We start from the raw sequence: 20,745 nt of genomic DNA, 5'->3' as shown, positions 1-20,745 counted from the left end.
AAGTATAAAAAAGATTGAAGAAATTAATTTCTTCAATCTTTTTTATTTTATCTTTATTCATATATTTAATCTTACTTTGTAACTACTCAGGCACCTTTCGGTGTCTTTTTTTAGTGTGCCAGGCATGGCAACTATCTAGGTGGTGAAAGTCCACTGTGGGGGTACGCATCGACCAACTACTAAGGAAGCGCAAGGTACTTACCGTGAGGTAAGGGCTGGAGGAAGCGTGGAATAAAATCTTGGCTCGACGAACAGAAATCTGATACGAAGGCTCTATAAAGGGATGAGACTCCTAAACAAGTTAAAGTCCAAAAGATGTGCGTAACTTTGTAGAGTAAATCAGGCGAGTAAAAGAGGAAAGATAGCTGCCTTACCCTGGGAGATCTTGCGGATGTACTAACAGTACAGTCGAAAATGGTTAACCGCAAGAAGTCAGCCGAAGCCATAGTAGTGGAACAAATTCATGAAGGGCCGAACAGTTTATAGTGTTTCAACGCCATGAATGCGTAAGTGACGTACTCCGAATATGTTAATGATGAAAGTATGAGCGTATCTCAAAGGATAATCAAAATGGAGTTGTCACTTACTACGTGAAGGGAAAGGAGAAACGAGTGTGGAACTCTTAGAAGCAATTTTAAGCAACAAAAATATGAATGAAGCCTACTTACGCGTTTATAAAAATAAAGGTGCAAGTGGAGTTGATGGTATAACAGTCGAAGAACTAAAGCAATATCTGAAAGAGCATAAGGACGAGCTACGTCAGCGCATTAGAACAAGGAAATACCAACCACAAGCTGCCTTAAGAGTGGAAATCCCAAAAGAGAATGGCAAGATGCGCAAGCTGGGAATACCAACAGTAGTGGATAGAGTCGTTCAACAAGCCATTCATCAAATACTCAGTCCCATATTTGAGAAGCAGTTCAGTGAATTCAGTTATGGTTTTAGACCAAAAAGAAGTTGTGAGATGGCAATTGTTAAAAGCTTGGAATTTCTGAACGACGGATATGATTGGATAGTGGACATTGATTTGGAAAGATTCTTTGATACAGTCCATCACGATAAATTGATGCGAATTATATCTAACACAATAAGCGATGGAGATGTCATTTCTCTCATAAGAAAGTACTTAGTCAGTGGGGTTATGGTGAATGGGAAATATGAAGAAACACCAGTCGGCACTCCGCAAGGAGGCAATCTTAGCCCTCTCTTGAGCAATATTATGCTGAACGAACTGGATAAGGAACTCGAAAGTAGAGAACTCCAATTCGTGAGATACGCCGATGACGCTCTTATCTTTGTGAAAAGCGAGAAAGCGGCGAGCAGAGTGATGAAATCAATCGTGAGATTTATAGAAAAGAACCTAGGTTTGATAGTCAATACAGAAAAGAGTAAAATCTCTCGACCAGAAGATTTAAAATTTTTAGGATTTGGATATTATTACAACTCTAAGGATAGGAGATATCAAACGAAACCACACCCAATCTCAGTACAGAAATTTCAAAGAAAGCTTCGACAACTGACAAAACGAAACTGGAGTGTTCCGTTAGACTATCGAATATTGAAACTAAAACAAGTTATATTTGGATGGGTAAATTACTTCAGGAGTGCAAATATGAAAGGCGTTATGAAGCAAGTAGATAAGAAGCTCCGCTCCAGAATTAGAGTGATTATTTGAAAGAAATGGAAAATACCGAAGAAACAAATCAAATCGCTTGTTCAATTAGGGATTCCGGAGGAAGAAGCGAAGGGGTTAACTTACTGTCGAAAGGGCTACCGATATATAGGATTATCGAAAGTCGTTCAAAGAGCCATCTCAAATCAAAGACTAAAGAAGAGGGGCGTCCCTTCTTCTTTAGAACGCTATCTAAAAGTTCACACTGTAATATAAACTGAACCGCCGTATACGGAACCGTATGTACGGTGGTGTGAGAGGGGCGGAAATGAATTACTTTATTTTCCCTCTACTCGATTTTTACTAGTTTCATACGCCTCTCATTTGTAAATACTGAGTATATCAAATCAGGAGATGAATAGAATGGTTGATAAAAAAATCATTTTAGATGCATATAAACAAGGACCTGAAGCTGTCGTGTCTCTACTTGACGAAATATTTTCTAAGTTAAAAAAACAGATTCAAGAACTAGAACATGCTTCAAAAAAATTTACAAATAGTCATAAATCACCTTCTACAGGTGGTTTGCGTAAATCATCCCAGCGTCAAATCGGTGGGCAGTTGGGCCACAAAGGACATACACTTCGTTTGGCAACGACTCCGGACCATACAATTACCTATTCTCCTACGCATTGTACTTGTTGTAACACGTCCTTAGAACCCGTTTGGAATCTATGGTATAATCTGTACAAAAAAGGATATTTTCTATGATACACAATTATACAAGTAATGTTTCCCATGAACAGTTTGAACTAATTCGAGAAGATTTGGAAAACGCACGAAAAAGGACACGTCCACGCACAGTCGATTTATATGAGGTATTCTGCGGTGTGCTATACGTGCTTACCACAGGCTGCCAATGGCGTAATCTTCCAAGTGATTTTCCAAACTGGCAAACAGTCTATTTCTACTATCAGATTTGGCGGAAAGTAGACGAGAATGGCATAAGTCTTCTCGAAAAAGTGCATAAAAAAATTAGTTGAAATCTATCGTGAGCAAGATGGACGTAAGAATCAGACAAGTTTCTGCATCGTAGATGCACAAAGCGTGAAAAACACATGGATAGCTGGTGAAAAAGGCTATGATGCTGGAAAGAAAGTGTCAGGAATCAAAAGACATATCGCTGTAGATACGAACGGTCTCATTCATGCGATTGAAGTAACAACCGCGAATATAACAGACCGAGAGGGTGCCATCCAAATGTGTGAAAGGCATAAGAAAACATTAGACAAAGTGACAAATATACTTTGTGATGGCGGATATACGGGTCCATCCTTTGCAGAATCCATCAAAGAAACGATTAATTGTTCGATTGAAGTCATTAAACGCTCTGAACTTCACAAGTTTGTCGTATTACCGAAACGCTGGATTGTGGAACGAACTTTTGCTTGGTTGGAAAATTACCGCAGACTTTGGAAAAATTGTGAACGAACGCTTGAAAATAGCAGACAAAGTTGCTTATTGGCAGGTGTGGCAATTTTATTAAAAATATTCTAAACAGCTTCTTACACTACCAACCTGTAAAAGGATACCGCATTCGCCAAGTGTATAATTTACTACCAATCCAGATAAATGTGACTGAACATAAGGTATCTGGGACTTTTCGAAGTAAGAAAGGCGCAGAATTTTTTTGTCAAATACGAATTTTTATGAATACCATGAAAAAACAAAAACAATCTATCTTACGAGCAATAGGCCAGTTTATAGAAAACAGAACGATTCCTTGGAATCACACAACTTCATAAGAGAAATTCTCTATCTGATTTAGATTCTTTCTCTTATTGGAATCTTTTCTTTTTCATTTTTCGAATGAAAAACATGTACTTAGTATGCCTTTTTTCTAATTAAGCTGAGTAGTTATATATTAATTAGCTTGTTTAATCGGTATGATAGGTGGAATTGAAATAGACAAAGGATAGCCGCGAGTTTCTCCCATCGTATTTCTCGCTACCACATGATACATATAAGATTTCTCCGGTATAATATTTAAATCTGTAATAGTAGATGTCGTAAAGGTCTGGATTTTTTTGTTATTTTTATACAAATCGTATGAAGTCGCATTTTTCGCTGATATATTGAATTGGATTTCTGAAGAATTTATATCTGTCATTGTCATTTTTACACCAAATGGTGGATATTGTTTTTGCGTAGGCTTAATCACATACGCTACACTATTCGACATATCTAATAATGTCTGATAATGCATATACGCATATCCTTGATCACCAAATTTTACTCCCCAGCTATTTCTTACAATGAACCATTGGTTTGTCTCATCATACCCTACGACAACTAGAGCATGTCCCCCTCGGGATTTCTTTTCTGTAACAGGTGGTATAATTCCAGATGTAGGCGTTGCATCAAAATTAGGATAAACGTTGATACCTATTAAAACAGAATCTAGATTTGCCAGTGCTTGTTTGATTTTATGTACCATATTTGTTTCGCGTATGACTTGATAACCACTGATTCTATATGGTAATGCATTCTCTTTCTGTGTAGGGGTTATTAGTTGTTTAAATTGTTCTATATTTTCTGAATTTACATCATATAAACGTTCTGTTTCTGGGGGAACACCACTTCGTTTTAAAACTTCAAGGGCGGATTTTCAATGTACATACCATCATGAGGCCCATTTGGATAATACATATAAGCAGGAGACAAATAAGTAATATCAGTCCCACGCGCCCCGGCATCTTTTGCGATATAATATTCTCTTAAAGCTGTCATTGCAAATGGGACACAAGTTCCAAACTTCCCTTGACTTCGTACTTCAGGAAAATATTCACGTAAATTGATGTGATTGGGAAGAGTGCTTGGGGTTTGAATTCCTTGTTGTTTTTGTTTAGTTGCTTCTTGTTTTGTGAGATAAGAGGTAGATGGTGTATACTCGGGTACATCTTCTTTTACCTTAATATTTTTTAAACCCAAGCCATACGTAGAGAAATCATTTGGTTGAAATGTTTTTTCTGTGCCAGCATGTACAACTGGTATAAATAAAAACCCGATAATTCCGACTAATGTCACCCCAAAAAAAGTAAACGTATTCTTCTTCATGGATTTCCCCTCTCCACATGTATTGTATTTCCGTAAACTGAAATTTTAGCCACGCACTAAATATATAACAAATTAAATGGAGTAACTAGATTACATAAGTTGATAAATATTCTAGACTTCCATTCGTAAGGGTATACAAATTGGGACAGACAGTTAACATCGGATGAGTATGGAGAATAAAGGGCAGGTTAATACCCTTTAAAATCTCTAATAGAATTTCATATGTTTTTTTATTTGTACCATTATCGTTAAACTGTTCATGTTTTCCGAAGATTAAACCAGAAATCTTATCAAATATTCCATTGACCTTAAGGGTTCTGTTGCAAAATTTTCTAAACGAAATTAAAAAGGCACCCGCTTTGTTTTATGCATTTGAAAAATTACACCTTTACATTTTTAAGTATAGAGCTTACTCTCTATAAAAAATAAAATATTTTTGGGGCTCATTCTGCTATATGATTTTTTCATTAAAACCTTACATTTGCACTAGAACACTCACGTACAAATACCATAATGTATACTATAACAATCCAATTTAGAACATAAAATTTTACTTATTTAAATTAATAATAAAATAATACAAAAATATATGTTACCTTCTATAGGTCTGTAAATCGTATTGCAGGCTCACTGTAGTTTTCTCCCTATACAGTGACCATTGCTCCTAATATTTAAAAATTCATTGAATATAAAGGTATACTTCACAAAACATACCTTTATATAAATAAGTTACAGGAGGTTATAATTAGTGAAGCAAAAAATCCATTTATTATTTGTTACTAAAGATTGGTCCATGGGATTAGAACGTAATACTTTTTATTTCATCCAGGCTTTAAAAAAGAAAATGGATGTGACAGTTTGGGAGAAGCCAGGAAGTATCCATACAATTATCTCACAACTAAAAAGCCCTCCTGATTTTATTTTGTTAAATGACCTTCGTCCTACTAGATGTCCAGAAATAACTGATCTAAGCACATGTTCAATTCCTATAGGAATGATTATGCATGACTTACATTATAAAATTGATTATCGCAAACAATTTATCATTAATAATTGTATTCCATATTTATTTGTACATTATAGAGATGCTTTTAAAGCTAACTATAAAGAATTTGAAAATCGTATGATTTGGTTTCCACACTATATCAATCCAGAAATTTTTAAAGACTATAACCAACCCAAAAGTATAGATTTTTTAATGATGGGATGTGTACACCCCGAAATTTATCCTTTAAGAGATACGATGTTAAAAGAACTAAAAAAACATGAAAATTTTAAATACTATGATCACCCAGGCTACCACCATTCTTCTTACAATGAACAACAATTTATAGTTGGAGAACGCTACGCCAAAAAAATTAATAAATCGAAAATTTTTTTTACGTGTGATTCTATTTATCACTATCCATTGATGAAATATTATGAGGTTTTAGCTACCAATACTTTATTATTAGCTCCTGAATCCCAAGAATTAAAAGATCTTGGCTTTATCCCAAATGTTCATTTTATTAGTATAGACGAAGGTAACTATATGGAATTAGGCTATAAATTTTTAAAAACATACGATACACTTGGACAAAGAATTGCTAAGAATGGATGTAAAATGATTCTTAAATATCATACTGTGGAAAAACGTGTTGATTACTTTATAGATTTAATTGAAAAGATTTTAAAATTTAAACAAATTACATTTGGAGGTCCAACACAAAATGATTCTTTTATATCTTGGTTATCTAGGAACAAATAATATTGGTGATGAAGTTTGTTATGAAGCATTCCAACAATCCTTAAGGAAATGGAGTAAAAAAAAATATAAAATAATTTCATTCCCATTACATGAAAAAAAGTCGCTTCAAGAATTTTATAAAGACACACCTTTTGATATGGTTATACTGGGTGGAGGATCTTTATTACAAGGTAATATATTTTTAAATTTGGTAGAAGAAGCACATAAAATGAATATTCCCGTTTTTGGCTATGGAACAGGGATTGATTATTTAACTGAACAATCTATTTATAATTATAAGCAACAAAAAAACATTGAAACTAATCAGTTTTTCAATAATAGAGATATTGATTTTGAAAAAATAATAAATATAATAAAATCTATTAAATTTCTTGGGGTTAGAGGTCCCCTCACTTATCATTCCTTAAAAACCTACAACCCAAATTTAACAAATATTGATATAATAGGTGATGCTGCTATAACGTATACTCCTAAACAAGATTCTTATATTATCGAAAAATATTTGCCGAAAAATGCTAATAAAATTGTATCTGTAAATTGGGGAACTACATTTAATAAACTTTTTGGATATAATGAGGTATATTTATCGGGGCAATTAAGTGAATGTTGTAAATTTTTACAACAAAAAGGATATCATATTGTGATTTTTCCTATGTGGGACATTGACATTGCGTATTGTCAAAAATTAAAGTTTGATTTATATAAGTCTGATTCCATAACGATTATTCCAGAAGTATGTACATCCACACAAATTTTTAATTTGTTAAAATGTAGTGAATTTTCCGTTAATTTAAAACTACATGCAAATGTCCTTTCAGCTGCTGCTCTTACTCCATTTATTAATTTAGCATATCGTTCAAAAGGAATCGATTTTGCCTATTCTCTTGAATACCAAGAAAACACTATTCTAACAAATACAAACAACTTATTAGATTATATAATAGAAAGAGAACATGTCATTAATGATAATAGAGCTCAATTTATCGATAAGTTATATAAATACAAAAAACACTATATGAAAAAACAACAAAGTTTCTTAAATAAACATCTATTACTTTAAAAAATCCCCTAATTTAACCTCTGTTCAACTTTACCGATTGAGCCCTTCACATTTATTCCTCAATAAACATGAAGGGCACAGTCCAGTGAGTAAACGGGAAGTTAATGGACTTTGGACAAAGGAGGGCCAAAAGCTATCTTACTTGTTCGACATACATAAAATGTTATGAAACCAGTTGTCACGAATATTGCACTATATACTGAATACAAATTCACTTCGTAATAGATACATGCTCTGCCAAACTTCTTACTATGAAAAAATAACTTACTCGGTAAAAAATAAAACAGTGCTCCACTCTTTAAATCTAAGGAGAACAATGTATAATTGTATGTCACAAAACAAAAAAACATTGCTGTTGAAGAAAACAAAATAAAGTTGTCCATACTAAGTCTTGTTCCATTTGCTAAAAGTCATGAAGTAAAGGAACATATGGAAAGGTATCCGTAAGACGGAATCCTTCTGATAGGCCCTTTATTTCCTTATGAGTTGAAATGAAGTACAACCACTTTTTAAAATCGCATTCTTATCTGGAGATGGATGGGGGACTAAAAGATTTTGTCACATCAGCATTTATAAAAAACTGTAACTTTTCCGTTAAAACGTTTAGCGGTCAAGATAGTTAACATTTTCTTTTAAAATGATTTAACGAATTTCCCGAAAGAATTCTCCTTCCTCAAGCGTGTGAAGGGCGTAGCCCAGCGGTAGGTGGGAGATGAATTTCGGTTTGGCGTAGCCAAAAGGTTTTCTTTTTTATTTTACCTCTGATATAATCAGTCTTATAAATGATAAAGGCTGGTATATAAATGAAATTAGATAGTAATAATCATTCAGTATTCTTGTTGTATTATCACCTTGTGTTGGTTGTGAAATACAGAAGAAATGTGTTTGATGATGATATGTCAGACTATGCAAAAGATATGTTTGTTCGACTATCTGAAAACCATAACATCACAGTAGTTGAATGGAATCATGATGTAGACCACGTTCATATTTTGTTCAAGGCACACCCTAATACAGAAATGACAAAATTCATCAATGCTTATAAAAGTGCAAGTTCTCGACTTATTAAAAGAGACTTTCCACAAGTGAAAAAGAAACTTTGGAAAGAGACGTTTTGGTCAAGAAGTTTTTGCTTGCTAACTACTGGTGGTTCGCCAATAGACGTAGTAAAAACATATATTGAAAATCAAAGTGAAAAATGAGGTGAAATGATATGACAAAGCAGAATAAAGCATATAAATTCCGTTTGTATCCAACAGAAGACCAAGCACGTCTTATGCGTAAAACCTTCGGTTGTGTACGTTTCGTGTATAACAGAATGTTAGCTGAACGGAAAAAAGCGTATCAAAAACATAAAGATGATAAGGTTCAACTAAAGAAACAAAAGCTTCCCACTCCTGCGAAATACAAAGCAGAATTTGAGTGGTTAAAAGAAGTGGATTCATTAGCTTTGGCAAATGCTCAACTAAACTTGCAAACAGCCTATAAAAATTTCTTTCGTGGTCAAAATGACTTCCCGACATTCAAAAGCAAAAAAGAAAGACAGTCTTATACAACGAATGTAGTGAACGGAAATATTATGTTGCTTAACGGTCATATCAAATTACCAAAACTGAAAATGGTACGTATCAAACAGCATAGAGAAATACCACAAGGCCATATAATCAAGTCATGTACGATTTCTATGACACCTACTGGTAAATACTATGTGTCCATTTTGACTGAATACGAAAAAGAGATCGTACAAAAAGAAGTAGAAACAGTTGTTGGATTAGACTTTGCGATGGATCAATTATACGTCAGTTCTGAGGATGAGAGAGCCAATTATCCTAAGTTCTATCGTGAAATGTTAGACCGATTAGCAAATGCTCAACGAGTATTATCAAGACGTACAAAAGGTTCAGGGCGTTGGAATAAACAACGTATCCGTGTAGCTAAGCTGCATGAAAAAGTAGCAAACCAACGTAAGAACTTCCTTCATCATAAGTCTAAAGAGTTGGCTACTCATTTTGATGTTGTCGCTATTGAAGATCTAAATATGAAGGGAATATCGCAAGCACTTCATTTTGGAAAAAGCGTCGCTGATAATGCTTGGGGTATGTTCACTTCTTTCTTAGCTTATAAACTAAATGAACAAGGCAAACAGCTTGTGAAAATAGACAAATGGTTTCCTTCCACAAAAACATGTAGCAGTTGTGGAAATATGAAAAATATGTCATTGTCTGAGCGAGTCTATTCTTGTATATGCGGTGTAAATCTCGATAGAGATTATAACGCAGCTACCAATATCAAAAATGAAGCAATACGCCTATTGGCGTTAGCATAGATAGCAATAAAATAACCCTTGGAACAAGGGCGTTAGCTCGGCTGTCTTAGGACGAATTCGTTAGCTACCAAAAGTAACGACTAACCGAGAAGCCCCCACTTCAAACCGTCCGTTAGGACGTTAAGTGGCGGGTAGTTCACCTGTAGCTATGCGTGTATATGTATCTTTAATTCTATATTATTTAAGAAGAAATGTAGTGTTTTTTACTATAATATTCCGTTAAAACGTTAGATTTGTAGGAGTTTCATATTCATCCTGGAACCTTATCAGTAGGAGAGGCTGTAGTGGCGGATGAGATTATTTGAAGTATACAAACGTTTACATATCAGTGATAGTGCCCTTAGAAAATATATAGATATTCTGCACCGAGAGGGAATTATAATAAAAAAATTCGGGTAGCCGAAGAGAAGACACAGAACAAAATGTCATAGTAATTGAAAAATTAATCGAAATTAGTAAGTATGACGTTAGAAAAAGCTGCGATGCCTCATAAAATATTACAAGAAACCTCTTTCACCCCACAGTTCATACAATAACTTTATCAACACTATAACGTTAGCACTCAAAAAATGGATTAGAGTATAGTACAAATGGAAAAATAATTATGGGAACAGGAAGAAAAGAGCAGCAGGCGCATAGAAGAACAAATCAAACAGCATCATGATCACATTGAATAAAAGTTGGAAATACGAGACAAAAGTTTACTCCAAATGGTACGTGCTATGCAGGAAACTAAGGAATTGACAGTGGCAAAAGAGAAGAGAAGAAACGTCCTTGTTGAAAATTCTGGTGAAAATAAAAAACGAACGAGTAGAAATGGAGAAATATATATCTTTCTCCATTTCTACTCGTTCTGACGAAATAAGAATAGTACACATATTTTTATTTTATATTTTGTGTGGTATATCATATAGGTGTTTATACATACTCTTATATCCTTCGGATCATCAGTTAGACAATATCCAATTTCTTACTGATGAGAACCATTTCATTCCCTAAATTTGGATTTACATCTACACAGGTCATACATGTATCTATTTGTTGCATGTTCCCTGTTTTTGCAAAGATTCATAACCCACTAATAAACATTTTTTATCCTATATAGTAGTTGGCTTTGTCCCTCTATAAAACATCAAATACGGATATGGGCACGTATAATATATCATCTACAAACAACGCACGTAATTGTATACTTATTCGTAAAGTTTTTATGATTAGGTGTATATTTTAAATATATTTCTTTTTATAAAAATATATTACTTTCCTTAAGAAAAGTATATGAGTGTAAATGTACATAAGTATACTTTTCCGCTTGTGTATGAGTATAAATGTAGATTTCTACACTTATCTACTTATGCGCGAATAGAAATGTATACTTGTCACACATGTCTTGTGTAGCAATAGGACTTCCTGTTAGAGATGCTCTTTATGGTTAAAATTTAGTTTACACATGACAAACATGTAAGCATACGTAGTACTTTTTCGCCCCTGCCTTTGAATTTTACATATGTATCAATACGTACTGTGTAGTAAATAGTTAATTATAATTTACATAAAAAAATGCTTTCTTTAAAAACGGATGGATAATTATATAAATATCCATTAGTTAACAATTTTAACGAAAATATTTAAAATAAAAACCTTTAAAATTTCGCTTAAATAATTATTGCATTGAAAATTCTAAAATTTCTTAATTATCATGGTAATGTTTAAGTTATTTGTTTATTGTACAGACAATTTTTTTGAAAACAGACATATACAATTGAATATAGAATTAGAAAATTTATAGGGAGGAGGAATAAATAATGCAAGTAGTAATTTTATGTGGCGGGAAAGGAATGCGAATGAATGGATTATCTAAATCAATACCTAAGTCCTTAGCTAAAATACAGAACAAACCTATTATTTGGCATATTATGAACTTGTATAGTAAATATGCACATACTGATTTTATTTTACCATTGGGTTATCAGGGAGATAAAATTAAAGAATATTTTTTTGAATACTACTGGAAATGTAAAAATTGTAAATTCAATCTTCCTTCGAAGCAAATTGATATCTTAGAAGAAATTGAGAATTGGAATGTGACATGTGTTGAAACAGGTGTAGATACAATGACAGGTGCTCGGATAAAAAAAATTGAACAATATATTCAAGATGATACTTTTATGATCACATATGGAGACGGTTTAGCAGATATAAATATTGATGATTTAATAAACTTTCATAAAGAAACCGGTAAAACGATGACATTAACAGGAATAGTTCCTACTAATCAATATGGTGTATTAAAATCATCGAATAATATAATTACAGAATTTCAGGAAAAACCAGTGATGAAAGATAGAATCAATGGCGGCTTCTTTGTTTGTGATAAAAAAATTTTTCAGTATTTAGATACAAATGAAGATTGTGTTTTAGAAGAAGAACCTTTTCAAAGATTAGTTGATAATCGAGAATTAGCTGTATACAATCATGATGGGAAATGGATATCTATTGATACTTATAAAGATTTAATAACAGCAAATACATTGTGGCATACCTGAGTAAGGGGAGCAAATACCTATGAATAATTATATTGAACGTTTATTAGAAAAATTTAAGGAGAAATTTTTCCTAGATTTTTCTTCAGAGTTTGAAAAAAACAGAAAATATCCACAAGATGAAATTTTGGAAAGTCAAAAACCCATTATTTCAATAGAAGAGGATGAAGAACAGAGTCAAGACGAATGGACTATTCAAGTTTCAGCAGCAACAGAGGATACATCAAATATAATTATAGATGGATTGAATTTTTGTACTATTGTAGGCAAAGAATATTTATTTAAAGTATTAGCTTTATATGAATCTTTGCAAAAACATTCAGAAAAATTCAATCTTTTTATTTGTTGTATGGATCAATTAACCTTTTCATTTTTAGAAGCTAAGCAATTAAAAAATGTAGTGTTAATTTCTGTGAAAAGTTTTGAAAATCCTACATTAAAAAAGATAAAAAAAGAGCGGAAAATAAATGAGTATTGTTGGACATTGAAGGCGCCATTTATGGAGTTTTTATTTAGAACATACAATATTCCAAGGGTTTTATATTGTGATAGCGATCTCTTCTTTTTTTCTAGTCCGCAACCAATTTTTGATGAATGGAGAGAATTTGCAGTTTATTTATGCCCCCAAAGGGATTCTCAAGAGGTAGAGAAGGTCTTTGGTAAATTTCAAGCAGGACTTATTGGATTTAAAAATAATTTTCATGGTAGAAAAAGTTTAAAGTGGTGGAAGGAACAATGTTTAAATGATTGCTCACAGGAGCGTAATGGAGAAAATTTTGGAGACCAAAAATATTTAGATAAAATCCCCATATATTTTCATCATATTAAAATTTCAACTCATTTAGGTGTGGATGCTGCCCCGTGGAATTGTATCTACAATAATAATTATCAATTTACCCAGCAAGGAACAGATGTATATATTAATAATCATAAATTAATAGTTTTTCATTTTGCTTGTTTATCAACGTTTTCAGAGAATCAATTCGATTTATGGTCGTTAAGCCCTTTAAAAATCAATAAGTTCATTAAAAACAATATATATATACCTTATTTAGAGACGCTACGTCAAATTATGAAAGATGTGAAAGAAAGAAATGAAAATGTTTTTAATCAATGCATAAGTAAGAAAGAAATTATAACCTCAAAAACTTTTTATGGCTATACAAAATTACGTAGAAAAATGGACCAATATGATACCTTCTTTACTTTTGGAACAATCGTAAGTAAACAATATATCCTTCAATTTTTAGCATATTATTTATCTTTAGGAGATAAAATAAATAATTTTCATATATGGGTACTTTGTGTCGACCAATCTGTATACGATATTTTACAAAAAATGTCTCTATCTCATGTTACATTAATTGACATAAAAAAAGTAGAGACTGCAGAATTAAAAAATATAAAAAACACACGAAGTTTGCAGGAATACTGCTGGACATTAAAACCTTATTTGTGCTCATATGTTTTATTAAATTATGGAGAAGTGGATCACATTATTTATTGTGATGCTGATAAATGTTTTTTCTCAGATCCAACAGAATTAATAAAAGAGTGGGGCTTATATTCTATTTTTTTGTGCCGGCAAAGGGGGTCCTCAGAACTTGAAAGTACTTTTGGGATATATCAAGCGGGGCTTATAGGCTTTAAACGAGAAAAGAATAGTTTTGATATTTTAACTTGGTGGCAAATGAAATGTTTAGAAAACTGTTCAACAACTTATGATGCTTATTACAATAGTTGGGGAGATCAGAAATACTTAGAAGGAATCCCTAATTTATTTGGAAATATAAAAATAATTGATAATATAGGAGTTAATGTTGCACCATGGAATGTAATTATGAACAATAATCATATAATTTCTCAAAAAGATAATCAAGTTTATATAGATAATCAACCAATAATTTCATATCACTTTGGCAGTATGCGCTTATTAAATAAATATGAGTATGATATTTGGTTCCAAGAGCCTTTAAGTTTTACGTCTGATATCCTTCAACATATTTATACCCCATATATAAAATTAATTCATCGTGCAAGTAAAAAATTACAAAAAACTTTAGCAACTACAGATATTTCACAATTTTATTCCCAGGTTTCAACAAGTTATGTACCTAAAAATCCATTTAAATTCTAAAATATAGATATGCGAAAGAAAGGGATTAAACAATGGATGATACGTTAAAGTATCGAAGGATATTAATTACCGGTGGACATGGTTTTATAGGATCACATTTAGTAAAGCGGCTATTAAAAGAAGGTGCACATGTATTTATATTGGCTAGAGAACATGCAAACTTATGGAGACTAAAAAAAGTATTAAAAAATATTCAAGTCTGGAATGGAGATATTATTAATGCTGTTGAAGTTCAAACAATAGTAAAACAGATCCAACCGGATTATGTTTTTCATTTAGCTGCGGATACCGAACATTCATTGCAGGATAATAGTATTTCTAAAATTAAGACTAATATTATAGGCACAACTAATATTATGGAAGCAGTAAGGCTGATTGGATGCAAAAAAGTAATAAACTTAGGAAGTAGTTCAGAATATGGGGTTACAATAAATACCATTAATGAAAATACCCCATTAAATCCTCAAGAAATTTATGGTATAACTAAAGCAGCTGCGACACAAATTGCTCATCATATTGCAGAGAGAAGTAAAATTAATATTGTTACACTACGTCCATTTAATATTTTTGGAGAAGGAGCCTCGTCAAAAAATCTCTTCACTTACATTATTTTACAATTAATTCGGGATAAAGAAGTACATTTAACTCATTGTACACAAACTCGGGATTACTGTTATATTGAAAATATTGTTACAGGTTTGATATTGGCTGCTACTAATACAGGTATAAAGAATGAAATTTTTAATATTGGAAGTGGTGAAACACATCCTTTAAAATTTTTTGTTGAAAAAATTTTTCAGCATTTTAATTCTCAGAGGAAACCTTTGTATGGACATATACCATATTCATTACAAGAAAGACTTGAAGTTACATCTGATGTTCAGAAAATTAAGAACAAGTTAAATTGGAAAGTTGTAGTTTCTTTAGAAGAAGGCATTAAGAATACAATTAATTGGTATAAAAATAATCAAGAGTGGTATGTAAGTAATATTAAAAAATAAAAAGGGACATATAAAATGGAATATATAAAAAGTGATGTTTTTAAAGGGAAACGCGTGTTGATAACAGGTCATACAGGTTTTAAGGGATCTTGGTTAACAATGTGGCTAACTAAATTAGGAGCTAAGGTAATAGGCTTATCTTTAGACTCAGGTCACAAGAATGGAATTTTTAATTTGTCACAAATAGGAAAAGATATTATTGATATTAGGGGGGATATTAGGGAGGAGCAAAAAATAAAATATGTTTTTGAAACATATAAACCTGAAATCATCTTCCATTTGGCTGCTCAGCCCTTAGTCAAATACTCTTATCAATATCCAAAAGATACGTATAGTATTAACGTGATGGGAACTCTAAATATATTAGAAGAAATGAGAAAGTATTCAGAACCCCAAATTGGAATCTTTGTAACGAGTGATAAATGTTACCAGAATAATGATTGGGATTGGGGATATCGTGAAATTGATCCTATGGGTGGGATTGATCCATATAGTTCTAGCAAGGGGTGCTGTGAATTACTGATTTCTTCTTATCGCGATTCATATTTTAATACACAACGATTTATGGAACATCAGAAAGTACTTGCTACAGTTCGAGCCGGAAATGTGATTGGAGGAGGGGATTGGGCAGTAGATAGAATTATTCCTGATGTAGTAAAAGCCATTAAAGATAAACAAGATATTATTGTACGTTCACCCAATGCTATACGACCTTGGCAACATGTATTAGAAGCTTTAAGTGGATATTTAGTATTAGCTTCAAAACTATTAGAGGGAAATATCAAATATTCTGGTGCATGGAATTTTGGTCCCCATTCGCACAATGGAATAACTGTTAAAGAATTGGTTGAAAAAATTTTTCAACATTGGGGATATTCAGGAAGTTGGAAATTAGAAAATAATCAAACCACATTTTATGAAGCAAAAATATTGAATTTAGATATTAGTAAAGCAAATAGATCATTACAGTGGTTTCCAAGATGGGATATTTATGAAACAATCGAAAAAACTACTGATTGGTATAAAAATTATGAAACAGTTTCTATTAAAGAATTATGTTATAGACAAATTAATGAGTATTGTAATTTTTAAAATCTCCCCTTTCACTTCTAAAAGAAGTGAAAGGGGAGATTTCTAAGCAAAGGATTCCAACACATTTCAAAGCCATAACTAGATTACTTCACTAATTGGATGATTTTTCATAAACTCACTATTTTTGCGCCAGATCCTCTTCTACTAGCTTAGTTGTTTATTATGAATTTCCTTTCAAAATAAGCTCAACTTCTTCTATACTTAATTTACTTGCTTTTGCAATTGTTTCAATTGGTACGCCAAGTTCATGCATACCTTTAATCATTTGTATTTTCCCTTCTTGAATTCCTTCATTACGAGCATGGGCAAACTTTGCGGCTTCATCCATCAACGCTTTTTTCCTTGCTTCATACGCTTGTCGGAAAGAAGAATCTTGACTCATACGTTCCCATTTATTCATCGCAATATCCTCCAATGTTTGGGTTAATTGTTCATCCTCATTCGCTGGAAGCAATAACAGCCAACGAACAAATGAATCTTTCCAGGGATTTACTTGTTCATTCCACCACTGTTGCATGAGTTTAGGAATCTCTACGATGTAAACTTCGATATTCCTACTTAATACCTTCTGTTGTTGTTGATTCCATAAGACTCCTGTTGTATGGAATCCTTCATATTTTGGAAACATCACAAAGTTTAATAAATTAATGGTAATTGTTTTATGAAGAAAACTATATGGCATTCCTTTTTGTAATTGGGATGTGTATAGCCTTCCCCAATAATATAAACTTCTCTTAATCATATCATGAGTATTATTTAGCTGAATTTCTATATTTACCTTTGTTTCAGTATCTAATGTTGCAGAAATATCTAAAATTGATAATTTATCTTCTTCATGTTCTCGGTGCAAGTGTGGGTCTTCTAATTGTAAGGAAACAATAGGCGATTCTAAAGAATTTTGTAACATAGCGTTTAAAAACGCAAATTCACTAATTGTTGGCTGGACAGGGGTTTTCCTCTCCCCCATCTCATAAGATATTTTTCTTTTATTGTACATAAAAGAGTGATACACATGCAAACAAGCTCTTATATCCATTGACATAAGAGCTTGTTTGATACCATACATAATTAACAGATTAGTTACGTTTCATAGAAACTGAAAGATTGCCTACTGTAAGAAAAACTCATGTTTAGTATACAAAATACAACCAAAAATGCCAATACATAAATTCATACAATATTGTCCAATATATTTAAATTTTTCTCCAATTCAATCATTCAAATCATCATTTTTAAAATTGCTCTCCAACTGTCACATAATAATAGCCACATATCTTTAAGCACATATACCTGGACCATGAAAAACGTTTTCATTTCAACATTGTCAAGACTTTTCGCCTTTTATTTTTGTTCAAGTGTATACCGACTATCCTCCGAAACACATAAACTAGCCGTATTCACTTTTATAGTACATTTTCCTAATCGTCGCTTTACTTCCGATTGTAATTTTTTATTTGCTTCCTCTAAAGAACTTGCTGGAATAATCGTAGATTGTGAGTCTGTTACCTTGCCGCTATATATCACTGAAAAGTTCAATTCATATTGATGTATCAAGATTTCTTCACTCCTTTTTTTTAAAGTTCCTTATAAATCATTCTTATTTGTCATTTGCTCTTGCAGTACATACCAGCCTTTTTCAATCGAATGTTCGCACTTCCTACAATTACAATCAAAAATGCTTGTAGGAAAATATCTTGGTTTCCCATAATCTACACAAATACCAAAAACTTCCCGAACAAAAATAATACATGGCCAATAATAAATTTATATTTGCAATTATCATTTGTTTCTTTACCATAGCGGCTATTCCTGCCAAAACAAGCCTACAAACTCCTATACTTAGCAAAATATATGCAATAATCTTAAAAAAAATCATACTCACACCCCTCGTATACTATTTTTTAATCGCTCTTTTAAGCGAAGATTTAGCGTCATATTTTCTTGGACGCCTGAGGATATTCCTAGATAATGAAACTAAGGATCATTTGGGACAATTCCTTCACCCCTTGTAGGTATAACTACAAAGAAAGACTGTTTCCCAGTGTCCGCTTTATGCTTCCTACACACAGGTTGTTCCCCTTGTATCAAACCTAGCTGTTAGTAGCGCTAGGGCGGCTTTTGAAACAAGGACAAAGTTCTAATACACGAGGATGTTGGTCAGCGGTCACACTAGGGATATCCCCGGGCGTCCAAGGAGAACATTTCTAATGATTCTAAACGAAAGGAGGAGTTTCCCTAGGAAATTATTTGTCGGTTTAGATGTGAGTTCTCAAGATGCAAAAGTTTGTTTTTTAAATGGTGACGGAGATCGTTTACAAGCTTTTACCATTACAAATGATTTACCTGGAGCAATAACCTTAAAAGAAAAGATACTAGATACAGTCTCCAGGTCTACCTGTAAAACGATTAAAATTGGACTAGAATCTACATCCATTTATAGCTATCACCCAGCTATGTTTCTTCACAATGACAAAGAGTTAAGAACCTACGGTTCTCAAGTGTTCATGATTAACCCAAAACAAATTGCAAACTTTAAAAAAAGCTATTCAGAGATGGATAAAACAGATGCCATAGATGCATTTATCATTGCAGATTATGTTCGTTTTGGGCGTCATACGATGTCCATTGTAAAGGAAGAGCAATATATTGCCTTACAACAACTAACTCGTTCTCGATATCAACTCGTACACGCTCTAACAAAAGAAAAACAACACTTTCTTCAACACTTAAGTATGAAATGTAGTCAATTTAGTCAAGATGTTAACTCTTCGGTATTTGGAAATGCCATGATGGAATTATTTTTAGAACAATTCAGTTTAGAGGATCTCATACAAATGCCTTTACAAGAACTAGCTCTTTTCCTTCAGGAAAAAGGAAGAAACCGTTTTGGGAATCCTGAGGAAGTAGCCAAATCCATTCAAAAGGCTGTCAAGGGATCCTATCGTCTAAGTAAAGTCGTAGAAGATTCTATTGATCTTCTGCTTAGTACTTCCATTCGGATTATGCGTACCTATCAAACTCAAATTAAAGAGATTGAAAAAGGCATAGAAAGTTTAATGTCTACCTTGCCTCAGACACTTGAAAGCATTCCAGGTATCGGTCCTGTATTCGCAGCCGGTATTGTCGCTGAGATTGGCCAGATTGAACGATTTACAGATGAAACCAAGATAGCCAAATACGCAGGACTATTTTGGAAAAAATATCAATCCGGTCGCTTTACTGCTGAAAACACATCCCTATCTCAGCAGGAAATCAATATTTACGTTATTACTTAGTTGAAGCCGCCAACTCTGTAAGACGTAATGTCCCTGAATATCGTGATTACTACGCAAAAAAAGCAGCAGAAGTGCCTAAACATAAACACAAAAGAGCTCTCGTATTAACCGCAAGAAAATTGGTACGTTTGGTGGATGCGCTACTACACAACAATCAAATTTACGCGTTCGGAAGGAGCGCTGATAGATGATGTCTAGCGACATTCTTCCTTTCTATTGAATTCCATTAATTTACATATAATTAATGGTCTAGTTTCGTAATGCCTTTTTTAAGTAAAAATGATTCATTGAACTCTTGACTCTCCAAAAGCGTTACTTGACATTACACCACAGGTCTTTTTCTCTAAAATCTCATTTAAACTACTTAAAAGGCCGAATAAAGAGTGTAATCTTATTCAACACTTAAAATTATTAACAGTTGCTTTATAATCAAATACAAACGAATCTGAAATGTCATTTTTTCTGAAATGGAAACTTTTTGTCTTGAAAATCATATATACTTTGTTTTCCGACACATCCAATTGAAAAGCCTGTAAAAAAGTTGCTCCAATGATTTTCGATCCCCATTGCCACGTGTTTTCTTGTAAAAAATGATGCGATACATAGAGGCATATCCCTGTACAAATAATGATCCAAATTTCATATTCATCATATTTTCTTTGTTCTAATTTTTGTTCGTGGAACGGATACATCTGGATAAACAAAAAGGCTATCAGCAAAACTGACAGCCCAATTCCCAATACGATCATTTTTTATCGCCCCATTTCCACTCGATGACACCTCTTTATAACGCTTCTGTAACAATTGCAGTACACGTGCCGCATACATTTTAAAA

At 32.8% G+C, this 20,745-nt stretch carries 13 protein-coding genes and 9 pseudogenes; 14 read left to right on the top strand and 8 right to left on the bottom strand.

What is annotated here, in order from left to right; translation table 11 throughout:
• The first annotated feature begins 613 nt into the window (after window positions 1–613).
• The 4 genes and pseudogenes from ltrA to ACQRBL_RS30255 form a co-directional block, all read left to right on the top strand.
• On the top strand, window positions 614–1,675 hold the full coding sequence (ltrA, locus tag ACQRBL_RS30270; RefSeq protein WP_411996636.1) for a group II intron reverse transcriptase/maturase: 1,062 nt from the start codon (window positions 614–616) through the stop codon (window positions 1,673–1,675).
• A gap of 360 nt (window positions 1,676–2,035) precedes the next feature.
• Window positions 2,036–2,338: pseudogene (locus tag ACQRBL_RS30265) on the top strand (IS66 family transposase); the annotation flags it as partial.
• A gap of 41 nt (window positions 2,339–2,379) precedes the next feature.
• Window positions 2,380–3,169 (top strand): IS5 family transposase gene (locus ACQRBL_RS30260; RefSeq protein ID WP_411996638.1). Its coding sequence is split into 2 segments (ribosomal slippage): window positions 2,380–2,637 and window positions 2,639–3,169, totalling 789 coding nucleotides; the frame shifts between segments, so codons are not numbered across the junction.
• A gap of 86 nt (window positions 3,170–3,255) precedes the next feature.
• Window positions 3,256–3,417: pseudogene (locus tag ACQRBL_RS30255) on the top strand (IS66 family transposase); the annotation flags it as partial.
• Window positions 3,418–3,536: 119 nt separating this feature from the next.
• Here the strand turns inward: ACQRBL_RS30255 and ACQRBL_RS30250 are convergent.
• The 3 genes and pseudogenes from ACQRBL_RS30250 to ACQRBL_RS30240 all read right to left on the bottom strand — a co-directional run.
• Window positions 3,537–4,217: pseudogene (locus ACQRBL_RS30250) on the bottom strand (C1 family peptidase); the annotation flags it as partial.
• Window positions 4,218–4,258: 41 nt separating this feature from the next.
• Complete coding sequence (locus ACQRBL_RS30245) at window positions 4,259–4,729, bottom strand: hypothetical protein (RefSeq protein WP_411996639.1); 471 nt, start codon at window positions 4,727–4,729, stop codon at window positions 4,259–4,261.
• Between the two features lie 85 nt (window positions 4,730–4,814).
• A pseudogene (locus ACQRBL_RS30240) lies at window positions 4,815–5,042 on the bottom strand (LD-carboxypeptidase); the annotation flags it as partial.
• A 435-nt stretch (window positions 5,043–5,477) separates the two neighbouring features.
• Here ACQRBL_RS30240 and ACQRBL_RS30235 point away from each other — a divergent pair.
• The 9 genes from ACQRBL_RS30235 (at window position 5,478) to rfbG (ending at window position 16,635) form a co-directional block, all read left to right on the top strand.
• Window positions 5,478–6,476 (top strand): glycosyltransferase, encoded by a 999-nt coding sequence (locus tag ACQRBL_RS30235; protein WP_411996640.1) that lies wholly within the window; start codon window positions 5,478–5,480, stop codon window positions 6,474–6,476.
• Window positions 6,439–7,536, top strand: a complete 1,098-nt coding sequence (locus ACQRBL_RS30230; protein WP_411996641.1) for a polysaccharide pyruvyl transferase family protein — start codon at window positions 6,439–6,441, stop codon at window positions 7,534–7,536. The genes ACQRBL_RS30235 and ACQRBL_RS30230 overlap by 38 nt, the downstream gene beginning before the upstream one ends.
• An 803-nt stretch (window positions 7,537–8,339) precedes the next feature.
• Window positions 8,340–8,738: an IS200/IS605 family transposase gene (tnpA, locus tag ACQRBL_RS30225; protein ID WP_411996642.1), complete on the top strand. Its 399-nt coding sequence runs from the start codon at window positions 8,340–8,342 to the stop codon at window positions 8,736–8,738.
• Between the two features lie 11 nt (window positions 8,739–8,749).
• Entirely contained in the window at window positions 8,750–9,862 is a 1,113-nt protein-coding gene (locus ACQRBL_RS30220; protein ID WP_411996643.1) for an RNA-guided endonuclease TnpB family protein, read from the top strand.
• Window positions 9,863–10,542: 680 nt separating this feature from the next.
• Window positions 10,543–10,719: a DUF3967 domain-containing protein gene (locus ACQRBL_RS30215; RefSeq protein ID WP_411996644.1), complete on the top strand. Its 177-nt coding sequence runs from the start codon at window positions 10,543–10,545 to the stop codon at window positions 10,717–10,719.
• Window positions 10,720–11,667: 948 nt separating this feature from the next.
• Entirely contained in the window at window positions 11,668–12,408 is a 741-nt protein-coding gene (locus ACQRBL_RS30210) for a sugar phosphate nucleotidyltransferase (protein ID WP_411996645.1), read from the top strand.
• 19 nt (window positions 12,409–12,427) lie between these two features.
• A complete protein-coding gene (locus ACQRBL_RS30205; protein ID WP_411996646.1) occupies window positions 12,428–14,542 on the top strand; it encodes a glycosyl transferase in 2,115 nt (704 codons plus the stop codon).
• A gap of 32 nt (window positions 14,543–14,574) precedes the next feature.
• The gene (locus ACQRBL_RS30200) at window positions 14,575–15,543 is read left to right on the top strand and encodes an NAD-dependent epimerase/dehydratase family protein (protein ID WP_411996647.1); all 969 of its coding nucleotides are present in this window, start codon (window positions 14,575–14,577) and stop codon (window positions 15,541–15,543) included.
• A gap of 15 nt (window positions 15,544–15,558) precedes the next feature.
• Window positions 15,559–16,635, top strand: a complete 1,077-nt coding sequence (gene rfbG / locus ACQRBL_RS30195) for a CDP-glucose 4,6-dehydratase (RefSeq protein WP_411996648.1) — start codon at window positions 15,559–15,561, stop codon at window positions 16,633–16,635.
• Between the two features lie 160 nt (window positions 16,636–16,795).
• Here the strand turns inward: rfbG and ACQRBL_RS30190 are convergent.
• The 3 genes and pseudogenes from ACQRBL_RS30190 to ACQRBL_RS30180 form a co-directional block, all read right to left on the bottom strand.
• A pseudogene (locus ACQRBL_RS30190) lies at window positions 16,796–17,557 on the bottom strand (Rpn family recombination-promoting nuclease/putative transposase); the annotation flags it as partial.
• A 419-nt stretch (window positions 17,558–17,976) separates the two neighbouring features.
• Entirely contained in the window at window positions 17,977–18,189 is a 213-nt protein-coding gene (locus tag ACQRBL_RS30185; RefSeq protein WP_023523927.1) for a hypothetical protein, read from the bottom strand.
• Window positions 18,190–18,219: 30 nt separating this feature from the next.
• Window positions 18,220–18,511 (bottom strand): annotated as a pseudogene (locus ACQRBL_RS30180) (hypothetical protein).
• Between the two features lie 331 nt (window positions 18,512–18,842).
• Between ACQRBL_RS30180 and ACQRBL_RS30175 the strand changes: the two are divergent.
• Window positions 18,843–20,101 (top strand): annotated as a pseudogene (locus ACQRBL_RS30175) (IS110 family transposase).
• A gap of 262 nt (window positions 20,102–20,363) precedes the next feature.
• Here the strand turns inward: ACQRBL_RS30175 and ACQRBL_RS30170 are convergent.
• Window positions 20,364–20,602 (bottom strand): annotated as a pseudogene (locus ACQRBL_RS30170) (hypothetical protein).
• Window positions 20,559–20,745: pseudogene (locus ACQRBL_RS30165) on the bottom strand (hypothetical protein); the annotation flags it as partial. The pseudogenes ACQRBL_RS30170 and ACQRBL_RS30165, both read right to left, overlap by 44 nt.

It is taken from the genome of Bacillus sp. AF62, assembly GCF_050312695.1.
Classification (GTDB): Bacteria; Bacillota; Bacilli; order Bacillales; family Bacillaceae_G; genus Bacillus_A; species Bacillus_A cereus.
This window is presented reverse-complemented; position numbering and strand designations above follow the sequence as displayed.

Coding starts and splice junctions, on each gene's coding strand:
- tnpA (WP_411996642.1), top strand. CDS start 8,340: ATGAAATTAGATAGTAATAATCATTCAGTATTCTTGTTGTATTATCAC.
- ACQRBL_RS30205 (WP_411996646.1), top strand. CDS start 12,428: ATGAATAATTATATTGAACGTTTATTAGAAAAATTTAAGGAGAAATTT.
- ACQRBL_RS30220 (WP_411996643.1), top strand. CDS start 8,750: ATGACAAAGCAGAATAAAGCATATAAATTCCGTTTGTATCCAACAGAA.
- rfbG (WP_411996648.1), top strand. CDS start 15,559: ATGGAATATATAAAAAGTGATGTTTTTAAAGGGAAACGCGTGTTGATA.
- ACQRBL_RS30245 (WP_411996639.1), bottom strand. CDS start 4,729: ATGAAGAAGAATACGTTTACTTTTTTTGGGGTGACATTAGTCGGAATT.
- ACQRBL_RS30230 (WP_411996641.1), top strand. CDS start 6,439: ATGATTCTTTTATATCTTGGTTATCTAGGAACAAATAATATTGGTGAT.
- ACQRBL_RS30210 (WP_411996645.1), top strand. CDS start 11,668: ATGCAAGTAGTAATTTTATGTGGCGGGAAAGGAATGCGAATGAATGGA.
- ACQRBL_RS30200 (WP_411996647.1), top strand. CDS start 14,575: ATGGATGATACGTTAAAGTATCGAAGGATATTAATTACCGGTGGACAT.